Source organism: Clostridium hydrogeniformans DSM 21757 (assembly GCF_000686705.1).
GTDB lineage: Bacteria > Bacillota > Clostridia > Clostridiales > Clostridiaceae > Clostridium_Z > Clostridium_Z hydrogeniformans.
On sequence record NZ_KK366005.1, the window covers coordinates 167,840 to 183,754 of the forward strand.

The window sequence follows — 15,915 nt, forward strand, 5'->3', positions numbered from 1 at the left end:
CACTAAAACGCTTTTAGATTTCATTATTCTTATTAATAAAAATAGCCTTAGGCAAGTTATATGAATACCTAATACTATAAACCTCATTTACTTGTGGTACGGTTCTCTGTATCGGTATCAAGTGCGATTTTTAGGTAACTCCTCTTATCCTCTTTTTGTTTTATTTAATATTTCTTCAACTAAAATAAGAAGGTATATTTTTAATATACCTTACTTAAATTTATTAAGTTCTTTTTTAATTGCTTTATGATGTTTATATAGCTTATATGCTAATACAAAGTATGATGCTATAAAATATAGCAATATCATGCAAATAAACATATATAATGTCATTGAAACATTAAAGTCTATCAAGGATATCACTAGCTCTTTTTTCACTATTATTCGCTAATATAGTAGTAAACACAAGCAATATAGCTAAAGCATCATATATATCTTTTATATCATCTACTAACACGGCTTTTATGCTCAAGCGCAATCTAAACTAAAATAATTCCTAAGTACATTATATATATCTTCTGACATTGTATATTTTCTTGATGAATCTCTTACTTTTTTTATAGGCTCTAAAGTTAGAAACTGCTTATTTTTCACGGATTTATTTCGCCGTTTTATTGATAAAATCAATTTCATACTGACATTCACCGTATTTTTTTTCGTTGTCAGTAACCGTACCCTCTGTGAGGGAGATACGCAGAACGATTGAGTTCGGATTGTCTTCGTCGCCAACTTCATCGAACCAATCAAAAATTTTTTTAAATTTCCCTCTGATTTCCGCATTCTTCTCGTCCTTGACCCAACCGAGATTTTCAGCCGTACCTTGGAAAGCGTACCAACCTAACCCACCAACGGAAACCTCGTTGTTCTTCTCAATTTGCAGCATTTTATTTTTTTTTGCGTCCGTAGAAACATAAAATACGCCGTCTTCATAATAAGCGCAAACCATGCGGACAGCAGGGCGGGGATTACCGGCAGCGTTCGGGGATAGTGATATTGTGGCAAGGGCAATAACTTCTTCTTTACCATTTCCACAACGTTCCTCCATAAGTTTCATAGCGTTTTCGTATTTAATCATTTTAAAATCTCTCCTTTTAAATATATTATTCCAGCTTTAGCCACAAAGCGGTACCAATGCCGCCTGTATATTTGCCATCGCTGATTTTGCCTTTCAATATATTGTTGTCTTGGATACCTATATTACCGTCAGTCCCGAAGATGTACACGGCTTTTACATGTTGAAATTGTCATAAAATTCACCCTTAAGATATTTTCTTAACGATAAGTCATCCCATGTTATATCTTTATAAGCATCATGGTAAGGACGTTGTTCTATAATATCTTCCATTTAAACACTTCTTTCTTTGTAATAGGTAATCAAGAAGTTCTTACTATAAATATCTGCATAAGAAACCTAATAATAGAGAATTAGAAAATCAAAATATTTAGAAAGAAATACTAAAAATCCATAAAGACATCAAAAACCGTTATGGAGTAACTAAGATAAATAAAGATCTAAAAGCAAAAAGGATAACTATTAGCATAAAGGAAACTCAACGTTTGATGAATAAATTAGGGATAAAATCTATAACAATAAAAAAGTACAGGTCTCCATCATCTAAAAAAGAAAATAGAAGAGCATATTATTAAGTGTTTTGATTATGATGCTGCAAGACTTGCTATATTTGAGTACATAATTAATTTATATTTTCTATGAATTGATTAATAATTATTATATATAATTATATCTCACATAAATTACTTGGTAAATCATTGAAATAGAAAAATTCCTCAACCACATTATAACTTATGGCAGAGGAACTTTATATTCTACGTATTATCTCTTATTTTCAATTATCCTTCAACATCAAAACGGTCTGCATTCATTACTTTATTCCAAGCAGCTACAAAATCTTCTATGAACTTTTCCCCATTGCCATTAGATGCATATACCTCCGCAACTGCGCGAAGTTGTGAATTTGATCCAAATATAAGATCAACTCTTGTTGCTGTCCACTTCTTACTCCCTGTTTCTCTATCAAACCCTATAAATTTTTCCTTATTTTCAGGTAACACTTTCCACAGTGTATTAATATCAAGAAGATTTACAAAGAAATCATTTGTAAGGCATTCTTCTCTCTTTGTAAACACCCCATCCTTTGATTGTTTATAATTAGTATTTAACACACGCATACCACCAATTAATACTGTCATTTCTGGAATAGTTAGTGTTAATAATTGTGCTCTATCAATTAGCATTTCATCTGATGTTACTGCATATTCATCTTTTATATAGTTTCTAAATCCATCTACCTTAGGTTCAAGAACACTAAATGCTCCTATATCAGTTTCCTCTTGTGTTGCATCAGTTCGTCCTGGAGTAAAAGGAACAATAATGTTGTACCCTGCATTTTTCGCAGCTTGTTCAATACCAACACATCCACCTAATACAATAATATCAGCTAAAGAGATCTTTTTCTCCTTTGAATGTGAACTATTAAAACTCATTTGAATTCTTTCTAGGGCATTTAACACCTTGCTAAGCCTTTCCGGCTCATTAATTTGCCATTGTATTTGTGGCTCTAGCCGTATTCTTGCCCCATTTGCCCCTCCACGCTTATCTGAACCACGAAATGTTGATGCAGATTCCCAAGCTGTTACAACAAGTTCTGATATTGACAAGCCTGAAGTTAAAATCTTTTTCTTAAGCTCTGAAATATTCTTTTTATTAATCAATTTATAATTAGCTTTTGGCACTGGATCTTGCCAAATAAAGCTTTCTTTTGGAACTTCTGGTCCGAGATATCTTGATATTGGCCCCATATCCCTATGGGTTAATTTAAACCAAGCTTTGGCAAAATCCTCAGCAAATTTTTTTGGATTTTCTAGATACTTCTTTGCTATTGATTTGTAAATAGGATCATTAATAAGTGCTAAATCTGCTGTGGTCATCATAGGTCTATGCTTTTTTAATGGATCATAAGCATCAACAACCATATCCTCTTCATCTACATCTTTAGCTAACCACTGATATGCTCCTGCAGGACTTTTAACTAATTCCCACTCATATTTAAATAAGGTTTTTAAGTAACCCATTGTCCACTTTGTAGGCTCTGCTTTCCATGCACCTTCAAGCCCACTACTTATGGTATCTGGACCCTTACCAGCTTTATAGCTATTTTTCCAACCCATCCCTTGCTGTTCAATAGGCGCAGCTTCTGGCTCTGGTCCAACATAAGTCGGTGATGCAGCTCCATGACATTTACCAAAAGTATGTCCACCTGCTATAAGAGCAACAGTTTCCTCATCATTCATTGCCATACGAGAGAATGTTTCCCTTACATCATTGACTGATGCCTTAGGGTCAGGGTTTCCATTTGGTCCCTCTGGGTTTACATAAATTAAGCCCATTTGCACAGCAGCAAGAGGATTTTCAAGTTTTTTATGATCTTTATCACGCTCATCTCCAAGCCATTTTTTTTCACTACCCCAATAAATATCCTCCTGTGGTTCCCAAACATCCACTCTGCCACCACCAAAACCAATTGTCTTTAATCCCATAGATTCTAATGCACAGTTACCTGTCAATATCATAAGGTCAGCCCACGATATTTTATTTCCATATTTCTTTTTAATTGGCCAAAGTAAACGACGTGCTTTATCTAAATTTATATTATCTGGCCAGCTATTAAGTGGTGGAAACCGTTGCAATCCTTGCCCTCCACCTCCTCTACCATCACCAATTCTATAAGTTCCAGCACTATGCCAAGCCATACGAATAAAGAATGGTCCATAGTGACCATAATCAGCAGGCCACCATTCCTTAGAATCTGTCATCAACTTATATAAATCACTCTTTAATTCATAATAATCTAATTTTTTAAATTCTTCAGCATAGTTAAAACCCTTAGACATAGGATTGCTTAGTTCTGAGTTTTGACGAAGAACATTAAGCTTAAGTTGATTTGGCCACCAATACTCATTAGTTGTCCCTCCACCTGCAATTCCTTTGCTTACTCTTCCTGTCATTGGACATTTCCCTTCTAACATAACATCATTCTCCTTACTCTACTTCTTTACCTACCTGCACACCTACTTAATATATGTGTACATGTGGATAATGTAATCTTTCTCATATAAATACTATTACAGTAAATTATATAAATATATAACTAGTACTATGAGTAAATTAGCAAATGATATTTTGTGAGTTTTGTTAAATTGATTTTCTTTTAATTTCTTCCCAATTTATTTTATTGAATCCATTAATTCAAAGAAATATTTTGGCTCTTGAATTTTATAGACATTAAACCAAGCCTGTAATGTTTCTGATTTAAATACATCTAACACTTTTAATACTTGCATAGTAAATTCTAATGGTGCTATTCCAGATGCAGTAATTAAGTTCTCATCTGTCACTGTCGATTCAAACTTATAATATTTTTGTCCAATATAATTAGGTACTACCATTTTAAGATATTCTAAATCATTACTTGTATGGCTTCTAGAGTTTAACAATCCTCTCTTTGCAAGTCCTACTGTTGCTCCGCAAATAGCTGCAACTACAGAACCTTGCATTAATGCTTTTTCAGTTTTTTCTAATATAGTATCATGGATTGATTCTGTCCATGTAAATCCACCTGGTAGAACTAGAACATCTTTAGTTTTAAGATTACATTCATCAAGAGAAGTTTCTGGTAATACTTTTAGCCCTCCCATTGTGGTAATAGGACTTTTATTATTTCCTACTGTAATTACTTGTATAGGTTGTACCCCTTTTTTAAAATATCTTCCTGAGTTTAACTCTGCAGTTAAATAACCTATTTCCCAGTCTGACATAGTATCAAAAACATAAAGATAAACTTTTTTTGTATTCATAATATACGCTCCTTTTATATCTTATTTAAAATAACTTTGCTTTTTACTTAACTTATTATAAAACAACTTCACTGACAGTTTTGGTCAGTGAAGTTGTTAAACTTTATAATATTTAATTAATCCTAGTAAAGTTTCAATAATTTTTTTCTTTAAACTTAATGGTTTAATTACTTGAATAGATTTACCATATGGTAAAAGTAAAGATGGTACATATGTGTAAATCATTTCCTCTTCAAGTAGAAATATAGCTTGATTTGAAGTTCGCTCTTTAAGATAATGTCCTAAAAACCAATGTTGGCATAAATTATCTAATGAACTTGCCTTGCCGCCAATAACCAAATAAATAAACTTTTTATCATCTTTTACTGAACCCAATAGTTTTTCCATAAAAAATTTACTTGCTGAAAAACCTTGTGGTCGATTAAACTTAATCTTTGTTTGGGCAATATTATAAATCCGATCCACTCTAAAACTACGGATTTCATTTCGCATATGACAAAAACCTACTATATACCACTTATTACTCCAGTAAACTAGTCCATATGGGTCAATAGTTCTACACTTTGACTGTTCTTCTTTACTTGTATGATATTCAATTTCTATAGATAACTCATTGACTATACTATCCTCTAACTTCCTCAATACTGGCTCTATATGCGGTTTTCCAATTGAACTTATTACTTCAACTCCTTCTAAATACTGCTTAAGCATTCTTTCCTGCTCTTGATTTGAATACATTTTTAGCTTCGATGTTGCTCTTTCTAATGCTTCATCCAAAAAATATCCTGCTTCTTTTGCAAAAATAGCTGCATGAAGTAGTGATGTTTGCTCCTCGACATCAAAAAAGAGAGGCGCTTCAATAAAATTATTCAATAAAGTGTATCCTCCATTATAACCTGTATCCGATATAATGGGTACTCCACTGGCTGAAAGTGTATCAATATAACGATAAACAGTCCTTATATTAATCTCTAACTTTTCAGATATTTGCTTTGCAGTAACTTTTTCTCCAGATTTCAACATCCAAATAATTGCCATCATATTATCAATTTTAGCCATGGAATTTCACGTCCTCATTCTATACTATAAGACTTATTAAATTTAAACTTATTATTTATAGTCTATATTCTTATTATCCGAGTTTTTATATTACTTTTATCTTTAATATCTTTGAGTAAAAACCTCATTTATTTGTGGTATGGTTCTCCATATCCAATCCTAAAATTATACATAAACAATCTATACAGCATAACTCCTTAATTTACTTCTCCCCATGAACACTGCTTAATTTATCCCATGCTTCTTTATTAGCCTTTTTCAAACTAACAATTCTAAAAGTATTCCTGTCTACCACAGTTTGGAGAGTAGTTCCCTTAGCTAAAATCCTATTATCCTCTTCTCTTTTAATTATATATTGAACCCTTACTTTAACTGGAGTAAGCTCGATTATTTCAGCTTCTACCAATAACTTATCATCATATTTGGCTGCTTCTATATACTTACATTGAGTCTCTACAAGGGGAAGCATGATCCCCTCTTCCTCTAATTTTTTATAGCAAATCCCATATTCTCTAATTAAATCTTCTCTAGCTACCTCAAAATATAAATAATAGTTAGCATGATGAACCACCGCCATGGCATCAGTCTCTGCATACCTAACTGTAAGTTTTGTAATACTCATAAAAATTCCCCTTCCTTAATAAATCTTTTATTCTATAAATATTTTTAATCTTTAATTTTCTTATCACTTTAAATTTAAGCCATAACCCCTATAGATTTGTATAAATAAGTATTATATAAAATAAAAATCTCATATAAGTTAAACCTACTCATTTAACTTAAACACCTATTCATTATGTAACCTGGTTATCATATAACTCTAAGTCTTATTTTCCATTAATATACCATATATAACTTCTTATATACTATAAATCCCTATAATAATCCTTCATTTATATCCATAATTATCTAATATGATCATAGAATTACTTCTATATTCTTGTCATTCCCTTTCACATATATACAAAAGCTACTTAAGAAATGCTTATCCCTTAAGTAGCTTATTTATCTTATATAAAACTTTTAATATTATATCTTATCTACACATTATAAATGGCTCTAAATACTTCTCATACAATTCATATTCAAGCTGTAAGAAATAAACACTCATATAAATAAATTCTTTTTAATTTTCTTTGAAACTTAAATTTTTAACCACATCTCCAATTATTTTTATTCCCTTTTCAATGTCTTCTTCATTTACCCTTGAGAACCCTATTCTTATAGTATCTTCTCCCTTATTATCATTAAAGAATATATCTCCTGGCATAAACACTACTCCTTTTTCATAACAATGCTTTAAAACTTCACGTCCATTGATTCCTTTAAGCTTAATGAAGATATGGAGTCCACCTTCCCCCAATATATAATCATGGGGAATATGCTTTTTCACCTGTTCTAAGGTAAAGTTGTATTTATCCTTATAATGTTTTCTTATCTTTTTCATATACCTAGTAAAAGCTCCACTTTCCATATATTTATGAAATACTGCTTGATCTAAGAAAGAAGAGTGAATAGTTCTTCCCCTTTTAACACTTTCTAAGGTATCTATAAGTCTACTATCTGCTAATATCCATCCTATTCTAAGACCTGGAAATAGAATTTTAGAAAAGCTTCCTATATATACTATTCCATTGCCTTTTAAGCATAGGGATGCCAATGGTGGAACATGGGTGCTTGAATATAAGAGCTCCTCATTAAACCCATCCTCGAGTATAGGAACTTTATATTTTTCACATATTTTATATACCTGCTGTCTTTTCTCTCCCTTCATCACTATACCTGTAGGATTATGATAAGAAGGTATTAAATAAACTAACTTTGGTGATTTTTCCTTAAGAGTCTTTTCTAGTGCTATTTCATCTATTCCATCAAAATTCATTGGAATTCCTTCTATACTTAGTCCATGAGCCTTCATTATCTTTAAGGCTGTATTATGAGTGGGATTTTCGCAGGCTATAATATCCCCTTCTTTGGTTAAGGTGCTTAATAATATATCAAAGCCTTCTGTAAACCCATTGGTTATTAAAACATCCTTACCTTCAATATTTACCCCTTTTCTTTTCATGTAATCTTTAATGTAATCTATTAATGGCTTATATCCCTTTGCATAACCATAATTTAAAAGCTTATCCCCTTCCATTGAAAACACATTTAAAAAGGACCTTTTAAATTCCTCTAGATCAAATAAACTTTCATCTGGAGAAATACTTTTAAAAGATATCATTCCTCTTTTCCAAGGAAGCTCAGTTTTTATTATATCTAGGTCTCTACATAGATTACCGTAATCATTAATCATAGAATTCCAATCAATAGTCAAATCTCCCTTAAGAGTTTTAGCCTCAGTATCTACAAAGGTTCCTCTTCCTTTTAAGCTTTTTATAATGCCTTCACTCTCTAAATTCTCATAGGAAGTAATCACAGAGTTTCTACTTATCTTTAAAAGTTTACTTACTTCCCTAGTGGAAGGTAGTTTACTTCCTTTTTGTAGAATTCCACTTTCTATACTTTCCTTTATATGATTTTCTATTTGAACATTTATTTTCTCTTCTGAATTAACTTTAAAGGATGAAAAAATCATCTCCCCACCTCCTTTAAATAAGTTTCTCTGATGGCTATAATCTTTAACACCACCTGAAGGAAGATTCCTTCTATTATAAAATATAATAATTTAATTTTTACTAGTATATTAAAGAAAATAACTAGTATCTAAACTAGTTATTTTCAAATTTCCTTATATATTATTCTATCATATATTCATTAACTCTAATCTTTAAGTACCTATACTTAATAAATTTTTTAAGAATTCCAGGCTGCAACTGAACTGAGCTCTTCATATTATAAATAAGTCTACATATATTTCATAAAAGCTTGTGCATTTAAAGAATGAAAATAATCATTAGGATTTATCTTTTATTTAAAACTTCTAATTATGAATTCTAAATTACAACCTATATACTAAAAATAGTTTCTAATCTTTGTAATCTCTCCATTTTTAATATATACCCTAGGAACCCTTTGTTTAATCATACAAATAACTTCATAGTTAACAGTTCCCATCATATCTGCTATATAGTCTGCATCAAGGTTTAAATCTCCATATTGTCCAAGAAGTATAACCTCATCATCAACCTTTACTTCTCCTATATCTGTTACATCTATCATACATTGATCCATACATATTCTACCTACTACATTAGCAAGTTTACCATTTATTATAACTTGAACTTTTCCACTTAAAAGCCTTGAATATCCATCTGCATAACCTATAGGAAGAGTAGCTATTATACTTTCTCTCTCTGTTTTAAAGGTTCTACCATAGCTTATATACATATCCTTATCTAACTTTTTAACATAAGCAACCTTAGTCTTTAATGTAAGAGCTGGCTTTAAGTCTATTTTTTTCATATCCACATCATGGGATGGATAATATCCATATAACAATATTCCTGCCCTAACTCCATCTAAATAGGTTTCTGGTAAATCTACTATGGCTCCACTGTTAGCTGCATGCTTTATATTTATATTTATTCCCTCAAGGGATAGCTTATTGCAAAACTCTTGTAGTTTTCTAAGCTGCTCATGGGTATATTCCTTATCCTCTTCATCAGAACTTGCAAAGTGGGTAAATATACCTTCTACTTGAAGTCCTCCTAATGAGCATATTTCTAGAACCTCTTTAAAGCTTTCTTCATTAGGTAAAAATCCTAGTCTTCCCATACCTGTATCAATAACAATATGGATTTTTGCTTTCTTACCTCTCCTTAAAGCCTCTTCTGATAACTCTTTTGCATAGTCTAGGCTATATACAGATTGTTCTATATCATTTTCTATTAACTCTTTTGCAAAATCTATAGGTGTATAACCTAATATCATTATAGGAGCATCTATTCCTACATGTCTAAGCTCCATAGCCTCTGTTATAACTGCTACTGCAAGCTTTGTAGCCCCATTTTCTAATAATACTGGAGCCACATCAATAGCTCCATGACCATAAGCATCTGCCTTTATTACTGCTATTATTTCTTTATCCTTTAATAATGTCTTAACTTCCTTCATATTATGTGCTATTGCATCTAAATCTATTTCAGCCCATACTGGTCTAATGTTTGCATTCATATTTACACCTCTAACTATAGTATCTACTCATAATAGTATTATACAGAAAACTATACTATAAACAAAAGAACCACTACAAGGATAAATTTATACTATAGTGGTTTAATATAATAGGATCTTCTACTTTATAAAAATTATTTTAGCCAATATAAAGAATATATAATTAATTCTGATAGTAATAAACTTTAAATTAGAATAGTATATATAAGGAATTATTTTTCAATTAAAAAGATTAATTGTAGCTAAATCTTTTCATCATAAAGTATAAGGGAGGGATTTTATAAATGAATAAAACAAGAAATGTATTAAAGTATAGGAGTGTAGCTTTATATTTTTTATTTAGTTCAATAATAGCTTTATTTTTGGGATCTCTTACAAATAGTTTAGTATTAACAATTATGGGTAGTACCCTCCTAATAATATATATATTAATATCATTAGTATTTTGGAGGTGTCCATTTTGTAAAAAAAGATTGCCCATGAGATTTAATATTAAAAATGTTGATGAGGTAATATGTCCATATTGTAATGCAAATTTATTATATAATGAAGAAAAGAAACAACCATAGATAAGAAGATAATAAAAATGATAATATAGTTATGAAGTACCCTTTTTAATTATTATATTGCGGCAAGATAAATATAATTTATATTAGTATATAAGAGGAGTAATAAAGAATGGATAAATGGAGTAAGATAGCCTCAGTACAAGAGGAGCTTGCAGTTAAATGGAAATGCGATCCAAATGTGTTTATTAAGTCTGAAGATAAGTTCTTTCAGATAGTTACCTTTGGTAAAAATGTAGTTATTAAAGCACATCCATCTATATATAAATGGTGTATAGAGTCTTTTTCTAAGACCTCTAGCCAGGATATAATGGATGGGGAAAATTTATTTACTATTGAAACAAAACTAAGAGAATTTAATAAAAAGCTTGCTGGTGAACATAATAGATACTTATATCTTGATAATAGTAAAGTTATTCATAAACCTAAGAGCTTTCAATATAAACTCTTTGATAAAACTAATATTAATACCCTATATGCACACAAAGGTTTTGATAATGCACTAAACTACCTAAATGATGTTATTGCCTTAGGAGCATATAAAGAAAATCAGCTTGTTACCTTAGCAGGGGCTGATGATGGTATGAAAAACTTATGGCAAATTGGAATATATACCTTGTCAGAATATCGTAATAAAGGACTTGCCTCTTACCTTGTAAAAACTTTAGCTGATGAAATTGAAAGACGTGGTATGTTACCCTACTATACCACCTGGAGTGCTAATCTCGCCTCCACCTCAGTGGCTCTTAAATCTGGTTTTGTCCCAGTTTGGGTTGAATATTATTCAGTGGATATGTAGCTAAAGCTATATCTATATAAGTTGCAATTTTATAACTACATTAGCTTGAATGAAGACCTATTGCCCCATTAGTTAGTGGAATATAAATTATTTTATAGGAGGAAAATATAGTACTTATTTTCCTCCTATTTTATTATCTAACTTTTATTTTTACAATCTTCAAGTAAAAATTCACAAACCTTAACATTTATTTTTTGCCTTTGCAAACTTTTAAGTAAATATTCAGTATTAATATCTTCATCTACTTTCAATCTTATGAAATCTTGAAATTCCTTAAAAGATGGTTTATTGTTAATCATTAATATTCTCAATTCTTCTATTCCACTATATAAGCTTCGGGTAATTTCTAATACCTCCCCATCATCTATTCTATCTTTTAATATAGATAAAGCTTTTAATATAAGACTTGTTTGGCTTTCTGTTAGATTATGATCAATTATAAAACTAAAAAAATCATGTTTAAAATCATCCATACTTGTAATTATTGAATGAATAAGTCTAACCTTGTACTCTAATAAATCTAACTTTTCATTTTGCTCCATTTATATGCCACCTAACTTCTTATAATAAAATATTTGAAATGGTCCATGCTATTATTCTAGCTGTTGATTGAAAAGATTCTAATTGAAAGTATTTATCTTAATAAATATTTTTTCTTATATTCCTATCCTTAAGATAAATAATCTTAAGGACTTACTACTCACTCATAACCTTTTCTAACAATTCTTTTAATTCTAAGTTGTTAGGATTTATTTCAAGTGACTTTTTATAATTAATAATTGCTGCTTCTTTATTCTCCTGATCTAAATAAACTTCCCCAAGTCTACAGAATAGATTTGCTGAATCCTTAAATATCTTAGTTGCCATCTCAAGGATTTTTATTGACTCCTCATATTGCCCTATCTCTAAAAGATTGCATACTATAAAATCAAACTCACCTTCATTCAAGAAATAATCCTCCATAGAAGTATCCTTTATTTTATTATATTCCTTTAAGGCTTCCTCAAGTCCCCTCTTAAATAGCACACTATTAAGATGGTGAACAAGAGATTTTTGCATTATATACTCTTCCTCTTCTAAAACTATATTAAGAGTACTATTAAGGAGTTCACCTGTGCCAATATAATCTGAGTTTGTCATTATAATTGCAGCTACTCCTTTTTCAGGTACAAGTGCCAGTATACTCATAAATCCAGTATCTAATCCACTATGAGAAATAAATCTATATCCTTTATATTCTCCTAGAAACCAGGTTAATCCAACATTTGAATTTTTCTTTATCCATCCAGTTTCACTATGTTCTTTCCACATTTCTAGGTAACTATCTTCTTTTAGTATAATAGAATCCTTGAATTTACCATGATTAAGATTTGCTATGGCATAATTACAAAGTTCTACTAAATTAGAATATAGTGTGGAGCTTGGTCCATGATATCTATTATAAGGAAAAATCTCACTAACTACTGGAACATACCCTTCCCTAGCTCCTATAACGTGAGGCGTTGTTAATAAATCTTTAGAAGTTTCTGGCTTAAAGAAGGTACTTTCACTCATGTTAAGGGGACTTAGTATATTATTTTTCATATAATCCTCAAAAGACATTCCAGACACCTTTGCTATAACATCTCCTAAAATCTCATAAGCAATATTGCTATAAGCAAATTTTTCTCCTGGACTCCACATAAGTTTTTTACCCTCAATACTTCTAACATATCTTTCTAAAGCCTCATCATCATATTGAGGCTTATCCCACTCATAGTCTTCTTCATCTGGCATCCCTGAAGTATGGCTTAATAACTGTCTTATAGTTATTTCCTTATATCTTGAGTCATCTAACTTAAAATATGGTAAATAATCTACTAAAGCACCATCTAAATCTATCTTACCTTTTTCAGCTAGTTGCATTATTCCAATGCACACAAAAGTTTTTGATACTGATGCCATATGAAATAATGAGTGTTCAGTAATAGGTTCTTTTGTAGAAATATTTTTCACCCCAAAGCCTTTTGTATATAGAATTTTCTTATTATAAACTACCCCTACTGACACTCCTGGAAATGCTTCTAAATCCATATACCTTTCTATTACACTATCTAATTTTTCTATAATTTTACTATCCATAATCTTACCCCCTATTTTTATTTCCTATTTGATAGATTAAATTAATCTGTTGTTCTAACTTAGTCTTAAAGTTGTACAAATTTGTACTTTAAAATTAAAAAGACTGCAAGAAGGCACTAACCCATCTTACAGTCTGAAAATCCTTTTCTATTCCATATTTTGTATATTAAATGAGTTAATCTAGGGGCGTACAAACTGTTATCCCCACCTTTAGAGGCTAGGGGTGTTACAGCTTATATCCATCAGATAAAATCTCAAACAAAATATAATAATTTTTCCCCATAATCCATCTTAAATTTAAAGGATAGATTAACCATTCCTTAAATATAGATTACAAAATTTATTATTCTATGCCTATATATTTCAAATGAATTTTAGGACTATAAATAAGATGTTACCTACCTGCTTTAAAAATAAAGTACTCAAATAAACCTAATTATAGTTAGGTAATGTACATTATTTCTTAACTTTTTAATCAAAGTTTAACTAGCAGGTGACTATTAACATCTATTTATCCTCCTTATAAGAATTTTATTAACACCTTATATTATACCATTATTTTATTATATTTCAATATTTTGTATAAATATAAAAGATATTAATTTTAATAAGCCTAACTATTGTATTTAAATAGGTATTATAGGGATTTTGATTCAAAACTTATCTTATGCATTACTTAAGATCTAAGTTTTTAAAGTATTTAAGTGCATGTATAAGTTAATTTTATATTTAGGAATCCTATATAATAGTCCTATTTAAAATCTATGGTAAATACTTGTGGCTTATAATTATAAATCTCTCCAAGGTTTGTAAACACCAAGGAGGGGTTCTTCATCTTTTTATCTGATATTCCTTCTGCCATTTTATTATTTATTGCATATAAGGATAGCTCAATCAAATATCTTCCATCCCCTAATTCATCTACCTTACAATTAGAATAGTTATCATAACTTTTCCCATCTGTTGCCTTGTCATATAATCTTGCAAGGGACCTAATAACATATCTAATATTTTCATTATTACACTTAACTACAAGGGAAACTTTATCTTCTCCCACTTTAGTATCTTCTACGGTTACCTCTCCAAATTCTCCTTGGTCTAAAACTATATTCTTTTCTCCTAAGGCAACCTCTTTTAGGTTATAAAACTTATGAAAGGACAGTTCATAGGGAATAACCTCATTATCTGTTTTTTTAATACTAGTCATAACATTTAATGTGACACTTCCTCCAGCTTCTATGATATCTTTAGTGCTTATATTTATTACTCCTTTGGTACCACTTAAGCTTTCTATTCTATCTCTTATACTTGAAGGTTTAATTTCCTTTCCATTCTTAGCTGTTATTATAATCTTCTCCTTATCCCCAAAACTTTTAGGTGAATAAAACTCTATCTTAGTGTTAATAGGGTCTTGATAAACCTTTTTTATCTCTAAAACCGAGTTATCTAATCTAATTAACTTATTTACTTCACTTTCAACACTAGATTCTTTAAACTTCTCATTAGATAAATTAACATTAAAGCTCCAATCTCCTTTAACTCCAAATATCTCTTTTATATCTATCCTAAAATTAAAACTATCTATTTTCTTTTCCCCTATATCATCCATTCTTATCTCTCTTTTAATAGATACCTTGTCCTTCTCATAATCATAAAAGTAACTCCCTCCACCCAAAACCTCTCTGTTATTAATGTAAACTTTTTCATTACTCATTTCCTTATATTTAAACTCTACATCCTTATCTGTCTTTATAACATCATAATTCATATATATTACATCTCCATCATACACCAATGAATTAACCATTATTGTTACCCCACTATCTTCAAGTACTATTGGCTTATCTATCTCTGAGAAATCTGTAATACTTATCCCATCTGCTTTAATCACATTCTCATCAAATTTATAGGTATTTAGTATAACAGTATTTATTAAGGGTATTTCGCTTGCAAATACAGGGTTGTTATATATTAATGCTCCTAAAAATATGAAAACTATTGATGCAGCTGTGACTAATATCTTTATCATTTTTTTCTTTTTATGTTCTCTATTTTCTGAGAATGAATTTGAACTGTTTTCCTCCATTTCTAGTTACCCCCCATTCCATTAAATATATTTTTTTAATGACTTTCTTCTTCCAATTACTTAAATACACCTATGTTATTATTAAGCAAATCTTCTAACATATCTTCATGCTGTTTAATAAATAATTTAGGAATATTATCTCTAAAATATAACTTAGCATATGGTTTATTATAAACTATAATATTTTCTAGTTACTTCAATACCATTTCAATATTATTACAAATTTATAAATTTCTTATACACTATAAAACTCGCTTTATCCTATGGATATAGTTAATCTTTAAAGGAAT

14 protein-coding genes are annotated in these 15,915 nt (G+C 30.2%); 3 read left to right on the forward strand and 11 right to left on the reverse strand.

Annotated elements, in window-relative coordinates:
* Positions 1-598: 598 nt before the first annotated feature.
* Both BR69_RS0117905 and BR69_RS22505 read right to left on the reverse strand, forming a co-directional pair.
* On the reverse strand, positions 599-1,075 hold the full coding sequence (locus tag BR69_RS0117905) for a pyridoxamine 5'-phosphate oxidase family protein (protein WP_027634436.1): 477 nt from the start codon (positions 1,073-1,075) through the stop codon (positions 599-601).
* 153 nt (positions 1,076-1,228) lie between these two features.
* The gene (locus BR69_RS22505; protein ID WP_423219693.1) at positions 1,229-1,345 is read right to left on the reverse strand and encodes a DUF6273 domain-containing protein; all 117 of its coding nucleotides are present in this window, start codon (positions 1,343-1,345) and stop codon (positions 1,229-1,231) included.
* Between the two features lie 116 nt (positions 1,346-1,461).
* On the opposite strand from BR69_RS22505, the gene BR69_RS22510 reads away from it, so the two are divergent.
* Complete coding sequence (locus BR69_RS22510; RefSeq protein WP_479723103.1) at positions 1,462-1,647, forward strand: IS3 family transposase; 186 nt, start codon at positions 1,462-1,464, stop codon at positions 1,645-1,647.
* Positions 1,648-1,851: 204 nt separating this feature from the next.
* Here the strand turns inward: BR69_RS22510 and katG are convergent, their stop codons facing one another.
* The 6 genes from katG to alr form a co-directional block, all read right to left on the reverse strand.
* Positions 1,852-4,047, reverse strand: coding sequence for a catalase/peroxidase HPI (katG, locus tag BR69_RS0117910; RefSeq protein WP_027634437.1), 2,196 nt, complete (start codon positions 4,045-4,047; stop codon positions 1,852-1,854).
* 198 nt (positions 4,048-4,245) lie between these two features.
* Positions 4,246-4,875: a type 1 glutamine amidotransferase family protein gene (locus BR69_RS0117915; RefSeq protein ID WP_027634438.1), complete on the reverse strand. Its 630-nt coding sequence runs from the start codon at positions 4,873-4,875 to the stop codon at positions 4,246-4,248.
* Between the two features lie 96 nt (positions 4,876-4,971).
* Positions 4,972-5,934 (reverse strand): helix-turn-helix transcriptional regulator, encoded by a 963-nt coding sequence (locus BR69_RS0117920; protein WP_027634439.1) that lies wholly within the window; start codon positions 5,932-5,934, stop codon positions 4,972-4,974.
* Positions 5,935-6,136: 202 nt separating this feature from the next.
* The gene (locus tag BR69_RS0117925; protein WP_051623676.1) at positions 6,137-6,556 is read right to left on the reverse strand and encodes an acyl-CoA thioesterase; all 420 of its coding nucleotides are present in this window, start codon (positions 6,554-6,556) and stop codon (positions 6,137-6,139) included.
* 504 nt (positions 6,557-7,060) lie between these two features.
* Positions 7,061-8,515, reverse strand: coding sequence for a MocR-like pyridoxine biosynthesis transcription factor PdxR (gene pdxR / locus BR69_RS0117930; protein ID WP_027634441.1), 1,455 nt, complete (start codon positions 8,513-8,515; stop codon positions 7,061-7,063).
* Between the two features lie 377 nt (positions 8,516-8,892).
* Entirely contained in the window at positions 8,893-10,053 is a 1,161-nt protein-coding gene (gene alr / locus BR69_RS0117935; protein ID WP_027634442.1) for an alanine racemase, read from the reverse strand.
* 284 nt (positions 10,054-10,337) lie between these two features.
* On the opposite strand from alr, the gene BR69_RS0117940 reads away from it, so the two are divergent.
* The gene (locus tag BR69_RS0117940; RefSeq protein WP_027634443.1) at positions 10,338-10,622 is read left to right on the forward strand and encodes a hypothetical protein; all 285 of its coding nucleotides are present in this window, start codon (positions 10,338-10,340) and stop codon (positions 10,620-10,622) included.
* 109 nt (positions 10,623-10,731) lie between these two features.
* Positions 10,732-11,418: a GNAT family N-acetyltransferase gene (locus BR69_RS21290; protein ID WP_051623677.1), complete on the forward strand. Its 687-nt coding sequence runs from the start codon at positions 10,732-10,734 to the stop codon at positions 11,416-11,418.
* A 137-nt stretch (positions 11,419-11,555) separates the two neighbouring features.
* Here the strand turns inward: BR69_RS21290 and BR69_RS0117950 are convergent, their stop codons facing one another.
* The 3 genes from BR69_RS0117950 to BR69_RS0117960 form a co-directional block, all read right to left on the reverse strand.
* On the reverse strand, positions 11,556-11,960 hold the full coding sequence (locus BR69_RS0117950) for a hypothetical protein (protein WP_027634444.1): 405 nt from the start codon (positions 11,958-11,960) through the stop codon (positions 11,556-11,558).
* Between the two features lie 154 nt (positions 11,961-12,114).
* Entirely contained in the window at positions 12,115-13,539 is a 1,425-nt protein-coding gene (locus BR69_RS0117955) for a serine hydrolase domain-containing protein (protein WP_034850106.1), read from the reverse strand.
* Between the two features lie 751 nt (positions 13,540-14,290).
* On the reverse strand, positions 14,291-15,625 hold the full coding sequence (locus tag BR69_RS0117960; protein WP_027634446.1) for a DUF4179 domain-containing protein: 1,335 nt from the start codon (positions 15,623-15,625) through the stop codon (positions 14,291-14,293).
* Positions 15,626-15,915: the final 290 nt, after the last annotated feature.

Excerpts from the sequence above, each read along its gene's own strand:
- BR69_RS0117940 (WP_027634443.1), top strand. The coding sequence starts at position 10,338 with ATGAATAAAACAAGAAATGTATTAAAGTATAGGAGTGTAGCTTTATAT.
- BR69_RS0117925 (WP_051623676.1), bottom strand. The coding sequence starts at position 6,556 with ATGAGTATTACAAAACTTACAGTTAGGTATGCAGAGACTGATGCCATG.
- BR69_RS0117920 (WP_027634439.1), bottom strand. The coding sequence starts at position 5,934 with ATGGCTAAAATTGATAATATGATGGCAATTATTTGGATGTTGAAATCT.
- katG (WP_027634437.1), bottom strand. The coding sequence starts at position 4,047 with ATGTTAGAAGGGAAATGTCCAATGACAGGAAGAGTAAGCAAAGGAATT.
- BR69_RS0117960 (WP_027634446.1), bottom strand. The coding sequence starts at position 15,625 with ATGGAGGAAAACAGTTCAAATTCATTCTCAGAAAATAGAGAACATAAA.
- pdxR (WP_027634441.1), bottom strand. The coding sequence starts at position 8,515 with ATGATTTTTTCATCCTTTAAAGTTAATTCAGAAGAGAAAATAAATGTT.
- BR69_RS0117905 (WP_027634436.1), bottom strand. The coding sequence starts at position 1,075 with ATGATTAAATACGAAAACGCTATGAAACTTATGGAGGAACGTTGTGGA.
- BR69_RS0117915 (WP_027634438.1), bottom strand. The coding sequence starts at position 4,875 with ATGAATACAAAAAAAGTTTATCTTTATGTTTTTGATACTATGTCAGAC.
- BR69_RS0117950 (WP_027634444.1), bottom strand. The coding sequence starts at position 11,960 with ATGGAGCAAAATGAAAAGTTAGATTTATTAGAGTACAAGGTTAGACTT.
- BR69_RS22505 (WP_423219693.1), bottom strand. The coding sequence starts at position 1,345 with ATGGAAGATATTATAGAACAACGTCCTTACCATGATGCTTATAAAGAT.
- alr (WP_027634442.1), bottom strand. The coding sequence starts at position 10,053 with ATGAATGCAAACATTAGACCAGTATGGGCTGAAATAGATTTAGATGCA.
- BR69_RS21290 (WP_051623677.1), top strand. The coding sequence starts at position 10,732 with ATGGATAAATGGAGTAAGATAGCCTCAGTACAAGAGGAGCTTGCAGTT.
- BR69_RS0117955 (WP_034850106.1), bottom strand. The coding sequence starts at position 13,539 with ATGGATAGTAAAATTATAGAAAAATTAGATAGTGTAATAGAAAGGTAT.